The sequence below is a fragment of the Rhizobium sp. EC-SD404 genome (assembly GCF_902498825.1).
Taxonomy (GTDB): Bacteria; Pseudomonadota; Alphaproteobacteria; order Rhizobiales; family Rhizobiaceae; genus Georhizobium.
Map to the genome: position 1 here is coordinate 2,066,617 of NZ_LR701459.1, position 16,751 is coordinate 2,083,367.

Here is a 16,751-nt window from a genome sequence, read left to right on the forward strand (position 1 = left end):
TTAAGACTAGCCAATCCGCTGGGTCGCAGCTGCGCCAAAGTCCTTGCGCCCGACTGCCCGATGTTCTAGCCAAATCCCCATCCCTCAAGGCCATTGAAGAGCGTCACCGAATGACCATCGTCGATACCCGCACACCCGATCCGAAGCGCTTCATCCCCGGTGCCACCGGCGATTGGGAAGTCGTCATCGGCATGGAGGTGCACGCGCAGGTGACGAGCAATTCGAAGCTCTTCTCCGGTGCATCGACAGAGTTCGGCAAGGCGCCGAACGCCAACGTTTCGCTCGTCGATGCCGCGATGCCCGGCATGCTGCCTGTGATCAACGAGGAATGCGTGAAGCAGGCCGTGCGTACCGGTCTCGGCCTGAAGGCCCAGATCAACAAGCGCTCGATCTTCGACCGTAAAAACTACTTCTACCCGGATTTGCCGCAGGGCTATCAAATTTCCCAGTTCAAGGATCCGATCGTCGGCGAGGGCAAGATCGTCATCTCGGTCGGTCCCGACCGGACGGGCAATTTCGAAGACATCGAAATCGGCATCGAGCGGCTGCACCTGGAACAGGATGCGGGCAAGTCGATGCACGACCAGCACCCGACCATGTCCTACGTAGACCTCAACCGTTCGGGCGTCGCGCTGATGGAGATCGTCTCCAAGCCGGACTTGCGCTCTTCCGACGAGGCAAAGGCCTATCTCACCAAGCTGCGCACGATCCTGCGCTATCTCGGCACCTGCGACGGCAACATGGACGAGGGCTCCATGCGCGCCGACGTCAACGTGTCCGTGCGCAAGCCCGGCGGCGACTTCGGCACGCGCTGCGAGATCAAGAACGTCAACTCCATCCGCTTCGTAGGTCAGTCCATCGAATACGAAGCGCGCCGTCAGATCGCCATCCTGGAAGAGGGCGGCTCGATCGACCAAGAGACGCGCCTGTTCGATCCGGGCAAGGGGGAGACCCGTTCCATGCGCTCCAAGGAAGACGCGCACGACTATCGCTATTTCCCCGATCCGGACCTGCTGCCGCTCGAGTTCGACGATGCTTTCGTCGAGGAACTCGCAGCCCATTTGCCCGAACTGCCGGATGACAAGAAGGCGCGGTTGATCGAGACGGTCGGGCTTTCGGTCTACGACGCTTCCATTCTCGTGTCAGACAAGGCAATCGCCGATTACTTCGAACGCGCCGCCAAGGGCCGCGACGGCAAGCTGGTCGCCAACTGGGTCATCAACGACCTCCTGGGCGCCCTGAACAAAGCCGGGCAATCCATTGAAGAGACTCCGGTTTCGCCCGACCAACTCGGCGCCATCGTTGATCTCATCAAGGCCGAAGTGATCTCCGGCAAGATCGCCAAGGATCTCTTCGAGATCGTCTGGAACGAGGGCGGCGATCCGGCGGCCATCGTCGAAGAACGCGGCATGAAGCAGGTCACCGACACCGGTGCGATCGAAAAGGCCGTGGACGAGATCATCGCCGCCAACCCCGACCAGGTCGAGAAGGCGAAGGCCAAGCCCTCGCTCGCCGGCTGGTTCGTCGGGCAGGTGATGAAGGCGACGGGTGGCAAGGCGAACCCGCAGGCGGTCAACGCCCTGGTCAAGGCCAAGCTCGGCCTCGAGGACTGAAACCATGTTCTTCGTGCGAACGGCGATGAAGGCCGATCTTCCCGCCGTTCAAACCCTGCTGACCGAAACGTGGCACGCGACCTACGACGTGCTCTACGGTGTGGAGAAGGTCGCGGAGATCACGCGCTCCTGGCACTCGGTGGAAGCGCTCCAAACGCGTCTGTCCCGGCCGCAATCGGAATTTCTGGTCGCCGATGACGGCAAGCGGATCGGCGGGATGGCCTATGCTGCCCGCTCCGACAAGGACGTGGTTCTTCTGCACCAACTCTACGTGCATCCGTCGCTTCAGGGCCAGGGCATCGGCCGCGATCTCTTCGCTGAAATCGAGACGTGCTTCGACGGGGCAAAGCGCATTCGCCTTGAGGTGGAGCCGGAAAACGAAACCGCATGCGCATTCTACCGCGCGCATGGGTTCGTCGAGGTCGGCCGCACCGAAAACTGCGGCGCGGATGGCTCAGGCATCCCGGCACTGGTGATGGAAAAAGCGCTCGCCTGAGCGATCGTTGCTCCGGCGCGCGCTTGCCCGCCACAATGTCCTGCTTGCTTTTGCACTTGATTGGACGCATGCACGGCGTTCCACTATTCTTGGCCAAACCAGTCTGATCCGGATAAATCGATGGAAGAGTTTCACAAGGTCCGCCGCCTTCCGCCCTACGTCTTCGAACAGGTCAACCGCCTGAAGGCGAGCGCGCGAGCGGCCGGCGCCGACATCATCGACCTCGGCATGGGTAACCCGGATCTGCCGACGCCGAAGGCCGTCGTCGACAAGCTGTGCGACGTGGTGCGCGATCCGCGCACCCACCGCTACTCGTCGTCACGCGGCATCCCCGGGCTGCGCAAGGCGCAGGCAGCCTATTACGGCCGGCGTTTCGGCGTGAAGCTGAACCCGGACACGCAGGTCATCGCGACGCTCGGCTCGAAGGAGGGCTTCGCCAACATGGCACAGGCGATCACCGCGCCCGGCGATGTCATCCTGTGCCCCGATCCGACCTATCCGATCCACGCCTTCGGTTTCCTGATGGCGGGCGGCGTGATCCGTTCCATGTCGGTGAAGCCGGACGATCAGTTCTTCGTCGCGATCGAGCGAGCCGTGCGCCATTCGATCCCGAAGCCGCTCGCGCTGATCCTCAACTATCCGTCCAACCCGACCGCCTATACGGCCGACCTCGATTTCTACAAGGAAGTGGTCGCCCAGGCGAAGAAGCACGACATCATCATTCTGTCGGATCTGGCCTATTCGGAGATCTATTTCGACGACAACGCGCCGCCGCCGTCCGTGCTGCAGGTGCCGGGCGCAATCGACGTCGCCGTCGAGTTCACATCCATGTCGAAAACCTTCTCGATGCCCGGTTGGCGTATGGGCTTCGCCGTGGGCAACGAGCGGCTCATTGCGGCTCTGGCGCGGGTCAAGTCGTATCTCGACTACGGCGCTTTCACGCCGATCCAGGTTGCCGCTTCGGCCGCCCTCAATGGCGATGGCTCCGACATCGAAGAGGTGCGCAGCATCTACAAGCGCCGCCGCGACGTGCTGGTGGACAGTTTTGGCAAAGCGGGCTTCGAAGTGCCGCCTCCGGCCGCGACCATGTTCGCCTGGGCACCGATCCCGGAAAAGTTCAAGCCGCTCGGCTCGCTCGAATTTTCGAAGCTTCTGGTCGAGAAGGCGGACGTCGCCGTGGCGCCCGGCATCGGTTTCGGCGAGCAGGGCGACGACTATGTGCGTATCGCACTGGTGGAGAACGAGCACCGCATCCGCCAGGCCGCGCGCAACATCAAGCGCTTCCTTGCAACGGCGGACGAGACGATGCACAACGTCATCGCGCTGAACGCACGGCGCTGATGCCTTTCGACCGCGGGCAGCAATCCGCGGTCCTTCCAAGCCGAACGATGGAAATTCCATGTCTGAACCGCTGAAAATCGGGATCGCAGGTCTCGGTACCGTTGGAGCCGCGCTCGTCCACGTCCTCGTGTCGCGATATGCGCTTCTAGCCGAAGCCTGCGGCCGGCCGATCGAGATCGTCGCCGTGTCGGCTCGCGATCGCGAACGCAATCGCGGCATCGATCTGCGCGCCATGCACTGGTTCGACGACCCGATCGAACTGGCCAAGTCCGGCGACATCGACGTCTTCGTCGAACTGATCGGCGGCGCGGCCGACCCGGCCTTGAGCGCGGTCGAGGCGGCCCTGTCGCGCGGTATTCACGTCGTTACCGCCAACAAGGCTTTGCTTGCCAAACATGGTGTTCGGCTGGCGGCTCTCGCCGAGGAAAAAGGCGTTCTCCTCAATTTCGAAGCGGCCGTCGCAGGCGGCATCCCCGTCATCAAAGCTATGCGCGAGTCGCTGACGGGCAACCGCGTCAGCCGCCTCTACGGCATCATGAACGGCACGGCGAACTACATCCTGACGACGATGGAGCGTGAGGGTCTGAGCTTCGAGGCCTGCCTCAAGGAAGCGCAGCGCCTCGGCTATGCGGAAGCGGATCCGACCTTCGACATCGAAGGCAACGACACCGCGCACAAGCTTGCCATCCTGACGAGCCTTGCCTTCGGCACCGAGATCGCAGCCGACGATATCTATCTCGAAGGCATCTCCAACATCTCGATCGACGATATTCGTGCCGCCGACGATCTCGGTTACCGTATCAAGCTGCTCGGCGTTGCGCAGCGCACAGACTCCGGCATCGAGCAGCGCGTTCATCCAACCATGGTGCCGAAGGACAGCGTCATCGGCCGCGTCGACGGCGTGACCAATGCGGTCGCGATCGAATCCGACGTGCTCGGCGAACTCATCATGTCGGGACCAGGCGCCGGCGGTGACGCAACCGCTTCGGCCGTGATGGGTGACATCGCTGATATCGCGAAAAGCCGTCCAGGCATCCAGCACGGACCAGCGCTCGGCAGGCCGGCAGCCAAGCTCATTCCCTATAAGCGCGCCAAGATGCGCAGCCATGAAGGCGGATATTTCATTCGCGTCACCGTGCAGGACAAGGCCGGCGTCTTCGCGTCGATTGCAACGCACATGGCGGAGAATACGATCTCTCTCGAATCCATCGTCCAGCGCGCCAAGCACACGTCGCCGGCCGGCAGCGGCCGCCAGACGGTCGTGCTCGTCACCCATGCGACCACCGAATCATCTGTTCGGGCGGCTGTTCAGGCCATGGTCGCGGATGGTTACACGATCGGTGCGCCGCAGGTGATCCGGATCGAGCGTCCGAAAGCGGCTTGAGCCAGCGGATCGCTTGGCGAAGACCCGTTTCTAGGAGGCCCGTACTCGGGAAGCCCGTTCAAAGGAAGACGGAATAGAGATGGCGCCGATACCGGGAGAGGTCAGCCGCGCATTTCTGGATGTCGAGCGCTCGCTGACGGGCCAGCGCTGGGTTCAGCGCCTCGATCAGGCGGGCCTCAACCAGGCGCTTGCGATTTCCCAGTCTCTCGGCCTCTCGGAACTGGTGGCGCGCGTGATGGTCGGCCGCGGCGTGACCATGGGTGACGCCGCCGACTTTCTCGATCCGACGCTGAAACGCCTGATGCCCGACCCGTCGACGCTGACCGACATGGACCGGGCGGCCGAGCGCTTGGCGGCAGCCATCATCATCGGTGAACGTATCGCCATTTTCGGCGACTATGATGTCGACGGCGCATGTTCGTCGGCGCTCATGAAGCGGTTCTTGGACCATTTCGGTATCCAGAGCGAAATCTACATCCCGGACCGCATTTTCGAAGGCTACGGGCCGAACGTCGCGGCCATCGATGAGCTGATCGATCGCGGCAACCGGCTGATCGTGACTGTGGACTGCGGCTCGACGAGCCACGAGTCGCTGGCCGCCGCCGCTGCGCGCGGGATCGATGTGGTGGTCATTGACCACCACCAGGTCGGCAGCGAGCTTCCGCCCTGTGCGGCGCTGGTCAACCCCAACCGGGAAGACGATCTCTCCGGCCAAGGGCATCTCTGTGCGGCCGGTGTCGTGTTCCTGACGCTTGTCGCCACGCTGCGGCTCCTGCGCATGCGCCAGCAGCCGGGGCATCAGTCGATGAACCTCTTGTCGCTGCTCGATCTCGTGGCGCTCGGCACGGTTTGCGACGTGGTGCCTCTGAAGGGCCTGAACCGCGCTTTCGTGACCAAGGGGCTCGTCGCCGCCCGCCAGCTGGCCAATCCTGGTCTTGCCGCATTGGTGCGCGTCGCCGGCATTGGCGGACCCATCACGCCCTATCATTTCGGTTTCATGATCGGCCCGCGCATCAATGCCGGCGGGCGCATCGGCGATGCCGCGCTGGGCAGCCGGCTTTTGACGATCGAGGACCGGTCGCAGGCCGACCAGATCGCAATACAGCTCGACGGACTGAACCGCGAACGCCAGGCAATGGAAACCGTGATGCTCGAGGAGGCGGAAGCCGAGGCGCTGGCGGAATATGCCAACGGTTCGGGCCCCGCCGTTTTCGTCACGGCGCGCGAGGGGTGGCACCCGGGTATCGTCGGGCTGATCGCTTCGCGCCTCAAGGACCGGTTGCGGCGCCCCGCATTCGCCATCGCTTTCGACAGCCAGGGCAAGGGGTCGGGGTCCGGACGTTCGATTGCCGGCTTCGATCTCGGACGCGCGGTGCGTGCCGCAGTGGATCAGGGGTTGCTGGTCAAGGGCGGCGGTCATGCCATGGCTGCGGGCCTTACGGTCGATCGCTCGCGGCTCGGCGCCCTGCGCGCCTTTCTGGAAGAGCAGGCGGCGAAGAAGGTGGCGAGCCTCGTCGCCGACAGCACGCTGCAGATCGATGGCGCGCTTTCGGCGACCGGCGCGACGCTGGCACTGGTCGATCTTCTCGAATCGGCCGGACCTTACGGCGCAGGCCATCCGCAACCCGTCTTCGCCCTGCCGCGCCACCGCTTGGTGGATGTCCGAACCGTCGGCAACGGCCATGTGAAAATCAGCGCCGCCGCTGCCGATGGCCGACGTGTCGACGGCATCGCGTTCCGCGCGGCCGGCAGCGAGCTGGGGCAGGGATTGCTCGCCGGGCAGGGACTGTCGTTCCATTTCGCGGGCACGCTCACCGCGGACCACTGGCAGGGCACGCAGCGTGTTCAGCTTAGATTACTCGATGCCGCTCGGGCAGACTGACCCAGTCAGGGCGGATTGAGGGAGAGCTCGAGAAAACCGCGTCTACGGCCGAACGATGTCGTCAGCGGCTCTAAAGGCTGTAGCTCAGGGGGAAGTGGCACGCCCTAGGGGAGTCGAACCCCTCTTTCCAGAATGAAAATCTGGCGTCCTAACCGATAGACGAAGGGCGCATGCCGTGGTCGCCGCGAGGCGATGGGCGTCTTATAGTCAGGTGATCTGGTTCCCGCAAGCGGCAAACCACCCGATCCCGAAAAAAAATGACAGAGAAAAGCGGAATTTTGAGTGTGCGTTTTGTCAAGCCCAAACAAGGGCTTGCATCTGTTAGCTGCGACGACGGCAGCGCCAGTTCCAGTCGCGCTTCGAGCCGATATCCACATGCACGGAGTCGGTGTGGCAGTAGGTGCCGACACCGCCGCGACCCGGCAGGCTGCGGGCATATTCCGCGATCTGCCATTTGCTGACGCCGGGCACCTGGATGTCTGCTGCTTCGCAGTACATGTGGCGCGATTCCCGCGCCCCGCCGACCTTGCGGTTGTAACCACGGTCCCGGAAGCCGGATGTCACGAGAACCGGCCGGCCGAAATGTGCTTCGATCCGTTTCAGTGTCTGAACGAGCTGTGGCTTCAGGCAGGCGACGTCCACCCGCTCATGCTGCGTGCGCAAGCGACCACCGGCAAGCCCGGCGATGCCGGCAGCCGATGCGAGCTGAACGGTACCGTTATCGTCGGAATAGGAGTTGTAATCAAAGCCGTCGCGGTGCTGAAGCTGGTAGAGCGATCCCACCTCGCGGACACCCGGAAGGACCGGGCCATCTGTGTTGGTAACGCTCAGCCGTGCGCGCGGAGCGCTCGATTCGATGGACGCCGTGGTGATCTGAGAGGGTGGTGCTTCTTCGGCGACCTCATCCTCAGGCTCTACGGACTCGTCATCGACGTCGCCAAGATCAATGATCGGTTGCGGTGCGCGGTCGTTCGCCTGCTGCACGACGGGACGTGTCTCGCCGTCGCTGCTGCGCGAAAAGAGACGGGCAAAAGGAGAAGGGCCCCGGTCTGTCTCTTCCGACAATGCATTCACGGGCGCGGTCGTCGCTGTGGCTGCCTGCTCGGCCGAGGCGATCTGCTGCGGCTCGGTAGTGGCGGCGGGCTGGGTGGCCACATCCGCTGCGGCTTCTGGCGCCACAACAGCGACGGCTTGCTCCGGTTCGACCGTTGCTTGTGGAACTGCTGCTTCGGCGGTCTGAGCGTCGATCGTTGGTGCTGGAACGGTGTCGGCTGCAGCAGTCTCGACGGCTGCTTCGGTCTCGGCATCAGTTGCAACTGTTCCGGCTGGAGCGGCATCACCCGGGACCGCGGCAGCCACACTGCTCACGGGCGCATTTCCGTCGAAAGCACCGGCGCTGCTCGACGGAGCGCTGATGGCCGAAGTGGTGATGGATGGATCGCCGTTGAAACCGAGCTGACCATCGTCGGAGACGGCACATGCCGAAAGCAATCCGAGCAGGGCAGTCGCCCCCGCCAGTCGCTTCAGAATATGGGCTGTCTGGCTGCGTCTTTCGACCTGCAATACCCCGTCCCCGCTCGTCCCGCTCTTCAATATCCGCCGAGTGTTCTAAGCAACTCGGCGGATATTGTCCATGCCCCCCGAGATTTCAGGGCTTACGGCGCATCACATGACCTTTCAGTCGATGAAAACGCGTGCGTTGGACATGCGGGGAGGAGACTGCAGTTCCGATATTGTGTCGGAGCGGATGAGATTACCAGCTGCCGGTATTTTCCATCGATGCCCATGGCTCCTGGCGGGGCAGGGCATCGCCTTTTTGCAGCAGCTCGATGGAAATGCCGTCGGGCGAGCGCACGAACGCCATGTTGCCGTCGCGCGGCGGGCGGTTGATGGTGATACCAGCATTCTGCAGGTTGGTGCACAGCGCATAGATGTCGTCGACGACATAGGCGAGATGGCCGAAATTGCGCCCGCCGGTATACTCTTCCGGATCCCAGTTATAGGTCAGCTCGACCATCGGCGCCCGCTCGCTCTCGGCCCGCGCCTTGTCCTCGGGAGCAGCCAGGAATACGAGGGTGAAACGACCCTGTTCGTTCTCGATGCGGCGGATTTCCACAAGGCCGAGCTTGTTGCAGTAGAAGTCGAGCGAGGCATCCAGATCGCGCACGCGCACCATCGTGTGGAGATAACGCATTGGGGTTTCCTTTCATTTTTGGTTCCGGTTGCCCGTAGTTAGGCGCGAGCGGCCCGTGCACAATGCCGGCATGCAGGATTGGCGCTGTATTCATGGAAAAGTAACACTTGCACACAGCGCCCTTTGCGATGCTATTCTCTCAATCGAGAATCAAGATTACTTGGCTCGCATGACAAAGGCGGTAGGGGATGGGGGACAGCTCCTCGCAAAAGGAATTTCGGCTCGACGACGCGGTCCTTGGTGACCCAGTCGACCTGATCGAGATTTCCGGAACCATCAAATGGTTCGATGTTGCAAAGGGTTTCGGCTTTATCGTTCCCGATAACGGGATGGAGGATGTTCTTCTCCACGTGACGTGTCTGCGCCGTGACGGCTACCAGACGGTCATGGAAGGAACGCGTGTCGTTTGCGAGATCCAGAGGCGCGATCGGGGCTACCAGGCCTTCCGCATTCTCTCGATGGATCAGTCCAACCTGCCGCATCCGTCGCAGCTGCCGCCTGCGCGCACGAAGATCCAGGTCACGCCGACGAGCGGGCTCGAACGCGCCATCGTGAAATGGTTCAATCGCACGAAAGGCTTCGGTTTCGTCTCGCGCGGCGAGGGCACCGAGGATATCTTCGTGCACATGGAAACGTTGCGCCGCTTCGGCTTGGCGGAACTGCGACCGGGCCAGGTCGTGCTGGTTCGTTTCGGACCTGGGTCCAAAGGCCTTATGGCTGCCGAAATTCACCCCGACAACGACAGTCCGTTCCCGCAATCGCACTGATCGATCGGAGTGCAGATGATCTTTTCCCGCCGCCATTTGGTCGCGAGCGCCGCTTCGGCGCTTTTTCTTTTTCTCGCCGCACCGCTTCAAGCCCAGGATCAGCCGGGCGAGCCCTCGATCCTGCCTGTCCATGAGGAGCGGCTGGTCATCGAAACCGACGAAGGCAGCTTCGATTATTCGGTGGAGCTGGCGCTCAACGGGCGTGATCGCGCATCGGGTCTGATGTTCCGCGAACAGATGGACGATGATCACGGCATGCTCTTCCGCTTCGAGGAGCCGCGCCAGATCACGATGTGGATGCGCAATACGCTGATCCCGCTCGACATGGTGTTCATCCGTGCCGACGGCACTGTCGCCGGTCACCACGCAGACGCCGTTCCGCTGTCCGAAGCCGTCATCGCTTCGCCAGAGCCTGTTCTGTTCGTGCTCGAGCTCAATGCCGGCAAGGCTGAGGAGATGGGGCTTTCGGAAGGCGATCGCGTTTCGCACCCGATCGTTGCGGAAGCAATGAGCGCAGAGTAGCAGCGCGATCGCGGCCTGACTGTAGTTTCATGCCCTCCCGCCAGCCGGCGGGCTGGCCTCACGCGGCGTTGGCTAATAATCCTTCCAGCTCAACGGTTTCGGCAAGGCTTTCGAACGTCGGCCGCGCAAGCACGTAACCTTGCACAAGGTGAACGCCGAGATCTCGTAAGACCTTCAATTCGCCAACCGTCTCCACGCCTTCGCAAAGCGGCACGACGCCGAGATCGTTCAGCATCGCCAGTGTATGCCTGACGATCGTGCGTTTGACCGGATTGGTGTCGATGTCGCGGATCAACTCCATGTCCAGCTTCACGATGTCGGGCTGGAACTGGGACAGGAGTGCCAGGCCCGCATGGCCGGCGCCAAAGTCGTCGATGGCGGTTTTGAAGCCCATGTCGCGATAGGTGCGCAGGATGTGCAGCACATGATTGGTATCGAGGCGCTCGTCCTCGGTGAATTCGAAGATGATCCGGTCCAGCGGAAAGCCTGTCTTCATCGCGGTTGCGAGCGTTACGCGAATGCAGGCGCGGGGCTCGTAGACGGCGTTCGGCATGAAATTGATGGAAAGCTTCGTAGGAGCCTGCCGATCGAACAGCGTGGCAGCCAGCTCGATCGCCTTGACGCGGCACTGCTGGTCGAAGGCGTAGCGGTTGTGGTCCTTGATCTGGCCGAGGACATGGCCTGCACCTTCGCCGGAAAGGCCCCGGACCAGAGCTTCATGGGCAAACACGTCGCCCGTCGAAATGTCGACGATGGGCTGGAACGCCATGGAAAACGCGACGTCGAGGTCGCTCCCGTCGCGACAGCCCGCGCAATTGATTGCCATGACCCCACATCTCCAAGCCAATAGACGGGCATTGATATCCAGAAGACCTTTAAGCTTCCGTTGCAATTGCATGGAATGGTTGCGCCACGCCTCGCGATTTTACCGCGTGCAAGGCGCGATTTCCGAGGGTTCACCGATTTTCTCCTTGCGCGCCATCCGCGGCAACGGTAGGGGTCTCGCGTCGGCGGAGCGTAGCGCAGCCTGGTAGCGCATCTGGTTTGGGACCAGAGGGTCGCAGGTTCGAATCCTGCCGCTCCGACCAATCAAACTTTCCCGCGACGAGCAGGCAAGGGGAGACGCTGAGGCATCATGACGGCCAGGATCTACCGCCCCGCAAAGACGGCAATGCAATCCGGCAAGGCCAAGACCCAGGATTGGGTGCTTCGCTATGAGCCTGAAATTCCCCGCTCGATCGACCCAATGATGGGCTACACCTCCTCGCGCGACATGAAGCAGCAGATCAATCTGAGCTTCGACACCCGCGAGGCTGCCATCGACTACGCCGAACGCAACGGCATTCCCTATCGCGTCATCGAGCCGAAAGAGCCGAAGCGGAGCCGGGTCGCCTATTCCGACAACTTCCGTTATGACCGAAAGATGCCCTGGACGCACTGACGCCATCGTCAGCGCCCGCACGGCCCCTTAGCTCAGCTGGATAGAGCACCGGCCTTCTAAGCCGATGGTCGCAGGTTCGAATCCTGCAGGGGTCGCCACTGGGCTGTCGCCGCTGGTCATCTGGCTAAGTGATCTGACCTCTACGATACGCCCGCTTCGAGGATGGTGAGGCGTTGACTGACGCAATCGATCTCAGCATGTGCACCGTACGGCAGCGTCAGCATCGGCTGTGTATGGCCAAAATCCAAGCCGGACAGGACCGGTAGATCATTCCGGCCAGCTTCGCCAAGAGATTGGATCAGCGCATTCTCGAGGTCAGCCTGATAGTCGGTCTTTCCAGCAGGATCGGCTCGGCCCAGCAGTATACCGTTGAGACCCTTTAGAATGCCTTGGGCCGCTAGATTGCGGAGCCAGTATCGAATGTATTGAGGCGGCGGTGCATCCTCTGACGTTTCGTGAAACAGAATGGCCCCCTTCCATACTTCAAGCGGGGGCCACCACGGCGTGCCTTTTACCATTTCCAACACTTCGGCGCAGCCTCCCATCAGGTGACCTAGGGCTTTGCCGCGCCCCTGAAGAATCCTTGGCGGTTGCGCTGTGTTCAATGGTCTGGGCGTCTTCTGCAACGTTGGTTCGCCCCAGTCCGTGCTGCCTCCCACCCAACCAACTTCGTTGTTCGGAACGGTGCCCATCGGGGCAGTGTCAGACAACGCCCGTATTGCAGCATCGATACTGAATTTATGCATGCCGCCGTTTTCGGCAAACCCTGCCATCAAGCTCGGTCCGTAGAAGGAGCGAAGCCCAGCGGTAAAGCATGCGAAGTGCAACGCGGTGGTGTCGGAAAATCCCATGAAGACTTTCGGATTCTGTCGAAGCACATCCAAGTCGAGGTGTGGGAGGAGGCGTACACTGTCCTCGCCGCCAATCGTGGAGACGATTCCTGCAATGTCGGCGTCTGCGAATGCTTGCATCAGATCGGATGCCCGCGCCTCCGGGTGTCGAGCAAGATAGTCGGCAGTAGCGCGCGTGTGTGGCATTTCGACAATCTCGACGCCGAATATCTCTTCGAATTGCCGTTTCCCGGCTTTGTACCGATCGGGATACAGGGACGGCCCACCCCAAGAGGGCGATACGGCGGCGACTTTGTCTCCTCGCCTCAGTCCTCTCGGAATTTTCAGAGAATGCATCATCCACAAGGGTTTATCATCAAGGTGCGATTATCCTGACGGCGCGGCTTCGCCTTGGCAATGCATGACCGACAATGATGTCGTACTGGCTCGAGCCCAACGACCGATCGTCGCAGCGCGCGAAAAGGTGACTGGCCTTTCGGGGGCTCGATCCTTTAAGGCAGGGCAGTCAACAGCCTGGTGGAAGCGCGCAGCACCGTGACCATAGCCGATATCTCCATTTTCACGGCCATTCTTGCGGGCGCGATCTCGTTTCTTTCGCCCTGCGTGCTGCCGCTCGTGCCACCCTATCTCTGCTATATGGCCGGCGTGAGCGTCGAGGATTTTCGCGCGGAGCCGGCGGCAGCCGGCGGCGCTGTGGTGGCGACGCGCACACGCCGGGCGGTGCTTCCGGCCGCGGTCATCTTCACGCTGGGCTTTGCGACCGTCTTCGTGGCGCTCGGCGCCGGCGCGTCGCAGATCGGCGCGCTCCTGCGATCCAACATCGTGCTGCTGTCGCAGGTCGGCGGAATCATCATCATCGCGATGGGCCTGCATTTCCTCGGCGCATTTCGGATCGGCATCCTCAACCGCGAAATGCGCTTCCAGGGCGCGGGCAAGCCGGCGACGCTGACCGGTGCCTATGTGATGGGTCTTGCTTTTGCGTTCGGCTGGACGCCCTGCATCGGGCCGGTTCTCGGTGCCATCCTCGGCGTGGCGGCATCCCGCCAGACGGTGGGGGACGGCGCGCTCCTGCTTTCCGCCTATTCGCTCGGGCTCGCCATCCCGTTCTGGATCGCGGCGGCGTTCTCCGGCAATTTCATGCGGTTCCTCACGCGCTTTCGCCGCCACCTCGGCGCGGTCGAGAAGATCATGGGCGGGCTGCTGGTCTTCACCGGCATCATGTTCCTGACCGGCGGCATGGCGCGCTTTGCGTTCTGGCTCCTGGAGACATTCCCGGTCCTCGGCACGATCGGCTGAGAAGCGGGACTGTAGGCAATGAGTGCGCTGCGTCATACGCTTGCCGCATGGCACGCGCATAAGTCATAGTCCGCTCCGTTAGACGGACAGCTTCGACCATGGCCGAGAAATCAAAACGCCTGCCGCCAACCACGCGCATCAGGAACTACTTCCTGACGGGCCTGATCATCTGCGCGCCGCTGGCCATCACCGCCTATCTCACATGGTCGTTCATCATGTGGGTCGATGGCTGGGTGAAGCCCTATGTGCCCCGCGTCTACAACCCCGATACGTACCTGCCGTTTTCAGTGCCGGGCTTCGGTCTCGTCGCAGCGCTGATCTTCATCACGCTGGTCGGTTTCCTGACAGCCAACATCATCGGGCGCACGCTGATCGATGTCGGCGAGAGCCTGCTCGACCGCATGCCGATCGTGCGCAGCATCTACAAGGGCCTGAAGCAGATCTTCCAGACGGTCCTGGCGGAGCAGTCGAATTCCTTCAAGCAGGCGGGCCTGATCGAATATCCGCGCACGGGTCTCTGGTCGATCGTGTTCCTGGCGACCGACACCAAGGGCGAAATCGGCCACAAGCTGGAAGAGCGCGGCGAGGACACCGTGTCTGTGTTCCTGCCGACGACGCCGAACCCGACCTCCGGCTATCTGCTCTTCGTCGAGCGCAAGGACGTCATCATCCTGGATATGACGGTGGAGGAGGCGGCCAAGATGATCATCTCGGCAGGCCTCGTAGCACCCGATTATCAACCCAGGCTGCAGGCTCTTGCCGACGCGAAGCGACAGGATGGCCCCCGTCCAGCAGCCTGATCACCCGGCGCGCAGGAGGCGGATCGCCTCGTCACGGCGGAAGAGATAGAGCAGAGCACGCAGCGCCTGTCCGCGCTGGCCTGCTAGGTCCGGGTCGGTCTCCAAAATGTAGCGCGCATCGTTGCGTGCCGTCTCCAGCAGGTCGCCATGAGCTTCGAGGCTTGCAAGGCGAAACCCCGGCGTTCCGGATTGCCGCGTCCCGAGAAGCTCGCCTTCGCCGCGCAGCTTAAGATCTTCCTCGGCGATGACGAACCCGTCTTCCGTGTCGCGCATCACGCCAAGTCGAGCACGGCCTGTCTCCGACAGCGGAGACTTATAGAGCAGTATGCAGGACGATGCCTCGTCGCCGCGGCCCACGCGTCCGCGCAGCTGATGCAACTGGGCAAGCCCGAAGCGCTCGGCATGTTCGATGACGATGATCGTCGCGTCCGGCACGTCGACGCCGACTTCGATGACCGTGGTCGCCACGAGGAGCCGCGTCTCGCCGTTCTTGAACGCCATCATCGCCGCGTCCTTTTCCGGCCCGCTCATGCGGCCATGCACGAGCCCGACCTTGGGCCCGAGGATCGACGCCAACAGCTTGTGCCGCTCATCGGCCGACATGAGGTCGGAAACCTCCGACTCTTCCACCAGCGGGCAGATCCAGTAGGCCTTTTTGCCTTCCGCCACCGCCGCACGAAGGCGGTCGACCATCTCGCCGATCCGCTCGTCCGGCACGGTCACGGTCTGGATCGGCTTGCGGCCGGCGGGTTTTTCGGTGAGGCGCGAGACGTCCATATCGCCAAAGGCGGCCAGCACGAGCGTGCGCGGGATCGGTGTCGCGGTCATGACGAGCATGTGCGGCGCGGTGCCCTTGGCCGTCAGCCGCAGCCGCTGGTGGACGCCGAAGCGATGCTGCTCGTCCACGACCGCCAGCATCAGGTCCTTGAAGGTCACCGTGTCCTGGAAAAGCGCATGGGTGCCGACGACGATCTGCGCATCGCCGCTTTCGATCCGGCCGAGCACGGCGGATCGCTCACGGCTGCCGGCGCGCCCCGTGAGAATGTCGACGCCGATGCCCAGCCCGGCCGTCAGCTTCTCGATGGTCGCCAGATGCTGCCGGGCAAGGATTTCCGTCGGTGCCATGAGCACAGCCTGGCCACCGGCTTCGACCGCAGCAAGCATCGCCATCAGCGCGACGACCGTCTTGCCGGAACCGACATCGCCCTGCAGCAGGCGCAGCATGCGCTCGTCGGCCCGCATGTCGGTGAGGATATCGTGGACGGCTTTCAGCTGGCCGCCAGTCAGCTTGAACGGTAAGGCGGCGCTGACCTTTTCGCTGAGCCGGCCTGTTCCGATGACGGGACGGCCCGAAAGCTTGCGGATGCGCTGGCGCACCATGGCAAGCGACAATTGTCCCGCAAGCAATTCGTCATATGCGAGGCGGCTGCGGAAGGTGTTGCGCGGCTCGAGATCGGCCGCTGATTGCGGCGTGTGCAGGTCCCGCAACGCTTCATGGAAGGCCGGAAAGCCGTGCCGCGTGACGATGCCGGGATCGATCCATTCGTTCATCACCGGAAGCGTTTCGAGTGCCCCGTCGATTGCCCGGCGCAGCACTTTCGGCGAAAGCCCGGCCGTCAGCGGATAGACCGGCTCGACGAACGGCATCGAGGCCGCATCTGCCTCGCGCACCATGTGGTCGGGATGGACCATGGAGGGCCGTCCGTTGAACCAGTCGACCTTCCCGGAGACGAGCACGGTCTCGCCGAGCGGGAGCGCATGTTTCAGCCAGTCGGTCTTGGCGCGAAAGAAGGTGAGGGCGATCTCGCCGGTCTCGTCGCTGGCAAAGACGCGATAGGGCACGTTAGGCTTGCCGCGAGGGCTGGGCTGGTGGCGGTCGACGGTGACTTTGAGCGTCACGATCGTGCCTTCGGGCGCTAACGCGATACCCGGCTGCTGGCTACGATCGATGATCGAGTGCGGCGCGAGGAACATGAGATCGACGACGCGCGTATCCTCTGCCCCGTCGCGGCCGGTCAGGCGCGCAATCAGGTCGGCGAGCTTCGGCCCAATGCCGGGTCGGCTCGCAACGGGAACAAAGAAGGGGTCGAGTTCGCTGGGACGCATGGCCGCATAGTGATGCCCCTCCGCAGGCGTGCGAGCAAGGCTGACAAGCGATGCAGGC

Annotated in this window: 15 protein-coding genes and 3 tRNA genes; 12 read left to right on the top strand and 6 right to left on the bottom strand. The window is 62.7% G+C overall.

The genetic code is table 11. From position 1 onward, the window contains the following. Nucleotides 1-110 precede the first annotated feature (110 nt). The 5 genes from gatB (at nt 111) to recJ (ending at nt 6,716) form a co-directional block, all read left to right on the top strand. The gene (gene gatB / locus GC125_RS10685) at nt 111-1,613 is read left to right on the top strand and encodes an Asp-tRNA(Asn)/Glu-tRNA(Gln) amidotransferase subunit GatB (RefSeq protein WP_151985654.1); all 1,503 of its coding nucleotides are present in this window, start codon (nt 111-113) and stop codon (nt 1,611-1,613) included. Nucleotides 1,614-1,617: 4 nt separating this feature from the next. Then, entirely contained in the window at nt 1,618-2,109 is a 492-nt protein-coding gene (locus GC125_RS10690; RefSeq protein WP_151985655.1) for a GNAT family N-acetyltransferase, read from the top strand. A 120-nt stretch (nt 2,110-2,229) separates the two neighbouring features. After that, nucleotides 2,230-3,450: an LL-diaminopimelate aminotransferase gene (locus GC125_RS10695; protein WP_151985656.1), complete on the top strand. Its 1,221-nt coding sequence runs from the start codon at nt 2,230-2,232 to the stop codon at nt 3,448-3,450. A 58-nt stretch (nt 3,451-3,508) separates the two neighbouring features. Further along, complete coding sequence (locus GC125_RS10700) at nt 3,509-4,834, top strand: homoserine dehydrogenase (RefSeq protein WP_151985657.1); 1,326 nt, start codon at nt 3,509-3,511, stop codon at nt 4,832-4,834. Nucleotides 4,835-4,913: 79 nt separating this feature from the next. Further along, nucleotides 4,914-6,716: a single-stranded-DNA-specific exonuclease RecJ gene (gene recJ / locus GC125_RS10705; RefSeq protein WP_151985658.1), complete on the top strand. Its 1,803-nt coding sequence runs from the start codon at nt 4,914-4,916 to the stop codon at nt 6,714-6,716. A 95-nt stretch (nt 6,717-6,811) separates the two neighbouring features. On the opposite strand, the gene GC125_RS10710 is transcribed toward recJ, so the two are convergent. The 3 genes from GC125_RS10710 to GC125_RS10720 form a co-directional block, all read right to left on the bottom strand. Next, nucleotides 6,812-6,886: transfer RNA gene (locus GC125_RS10710), tRNA-Glu, on the bottom strand. 151 nt (nt 6,887-7,037) lie between these two features. Continuing rightward, nucleotides 7,038-8,279 carry a YcbK family protein gene (locus GC125_RS10715; protein ID WP_286165466.1) on the bottom strand — a complete coding sequence of 414 codons (1,242 nt, stop codon included), beginning with the start codon at nt 8,277-8,279 and terminating at the stop codon, nt 7,038-7,040. 190 nt (nt 8,280-8,469) lie between these two features. Further along, nucleotides 8,470-8,910, bottom strand: a complete 441-nt coding sequence (locus GC125_RS10720; RefSeq protein WP_151985660.1) for a VOC family protein — start codon at nt 8,908-8,910, stop codon at nt 8,470-8,472. A 188-nt stretch (nt 8,911-9,098) separates the two neighbouring features. On the opposite strand from GC125_RS10720, the gene GC125_RS10725 reads away from it, so the two are divergent. Next, nucleotides 9,099-9,677: a cold-shock protein gene (locus GC125_RS10725; protein ID WP_151985661.1), complete on the top strand. Its 579-nt coding sequence runs from the start codon at nt 9,099-9,101 to the stop codon at nt 9,675-9,677. A gap of 15 nt (nt 9,678-9,692) precedes the next feature. Then, nucleotides 9,693-10,199 carry a DUF192 domain-containing protein gene (locus tag GC125_RS10730; protein ID WP_151985662.1) on the top strand — a complete coding sequence of 169 codons (507 nt, stop codon included), beginning with the start codon at nt 9,693-9,695 and terminating at the stop codon, nt 10,197-10,199. 58 nt (nt 10,200-10,257) lie between these two features. On the opposite strand, the gene GC125_RS10735 is transcribed toward GC125_RS10730, so the two are convergent. After that, the gene (locus GC125_RS10735) at nt 10,258-11,025 is read right to left on the bottom strand and encodes an EAL domain-containing protein (RefSeq protein ID WP_151985663.1); all 768 of its coding nucleotides are present in this window, start codon (nt 11,023-11,025) and stop codon (nt 10,258-10,260) included. Nucleotides 11,026-11,210: 185 nt separating this feature from the next. Between GC125_RS10735 and GC125_RS10740 the strand changes: the two genes are divergently transcribed. From GC125_RS10740 to GC125_RS10750, 3 genes are all read left to right on the top strand, one after another. Continuing rightward, nucleotides 11,211-11,287: transfer RNA gene (locus tag GC125_RS10740), tRNA-Pro, on the top strand. A gap of 47 nt (nt 11,288-11,334) precedes the next feature. After that, the gene (locus tag GC125_RS10745) at nt 11,335-11,640 is read left to right on the top strand and encodes an ETC complex I subunit (protein WP_151985664.1); all 306 of its coding nucleotides are present in this window, start codon (nt 11,335-11,337) and stop codon (nt 11,638-11,640) included. A 21-nt stretch (nt 11,641-11,661) separates the two neighbouring features. Then, nucleotides 11,662-11,738 (top strand) — tRNA-Arg (locus GC125_RS10750). A gap of 42 nt (nt 11,739-11,780) precedes the next feature. Here the strand turns inward: GC125_RS10750 and GC125_RS10755 are convergent. Beyond that, nucleotides 11,781-12,830 carry a S66 family peptidase gene (locus tag GC125_RS10755; RefSeq protein ID WP_199864543.1) on the bottom strand — a complete coding sequence of 350 codons (1,050 nt, stop codon included), beginning with the start codon at nt 12,828-12,830 and terminating at the stop codon, nt 11,781-11,783. A 195-nt stretch (nt 12,831-13,025) separates the two neighbouring features. On the opposite strand from GC125_RS10755, the gene GC125_RS10760 reads away from it, so the two are divergent. Together GC125_RS10760 and GC125_RS10765 are read left to right on the top strand one after the other, a co-directional pair. Then, nucleotides 13,026-13,787 carry a cytochrome c biogenesis CcdA family protein gene (locus GC125_RS10760; RefSeq protein ID WP_151985665.1) on the top strand — a complete coding sequence of 254 codons (762 nt, stop codon included), beginning with the start codon at nt 13,026-13,028 and terminating at the stop codon, nt 13,785-13,787. Nucleotides 13,788-13,885: 98 nt separating this feature from the next. Next, entirely contained in the window at nt 13,886-14,587 is a 702-nt protein-coding gene (locus tag GC125_RS10765) for a DUF502 domain-containing protein (RefSeq protein WP_151985666.1), read from the top strand. Here GC125_RS10765 and recG read toward each other — a convergent pair whose 3' ends face one another. Further along, nucleotides 14,588-16,693 (bottom strand): ATP-dependent DNA helicase RecG, encoded by a 2,106-nt coding sequence (recG, locus tag GC125_RS10770; RefSeq protein WP_151987800.1) that lies wholly within the window; start codon nt 16,691-16,693, stop codon nt 14,588-14,590. It lies immediately after the preceding gene. Nucleotides 16,694-16,751: the final 58 nt, after the last annotated feature.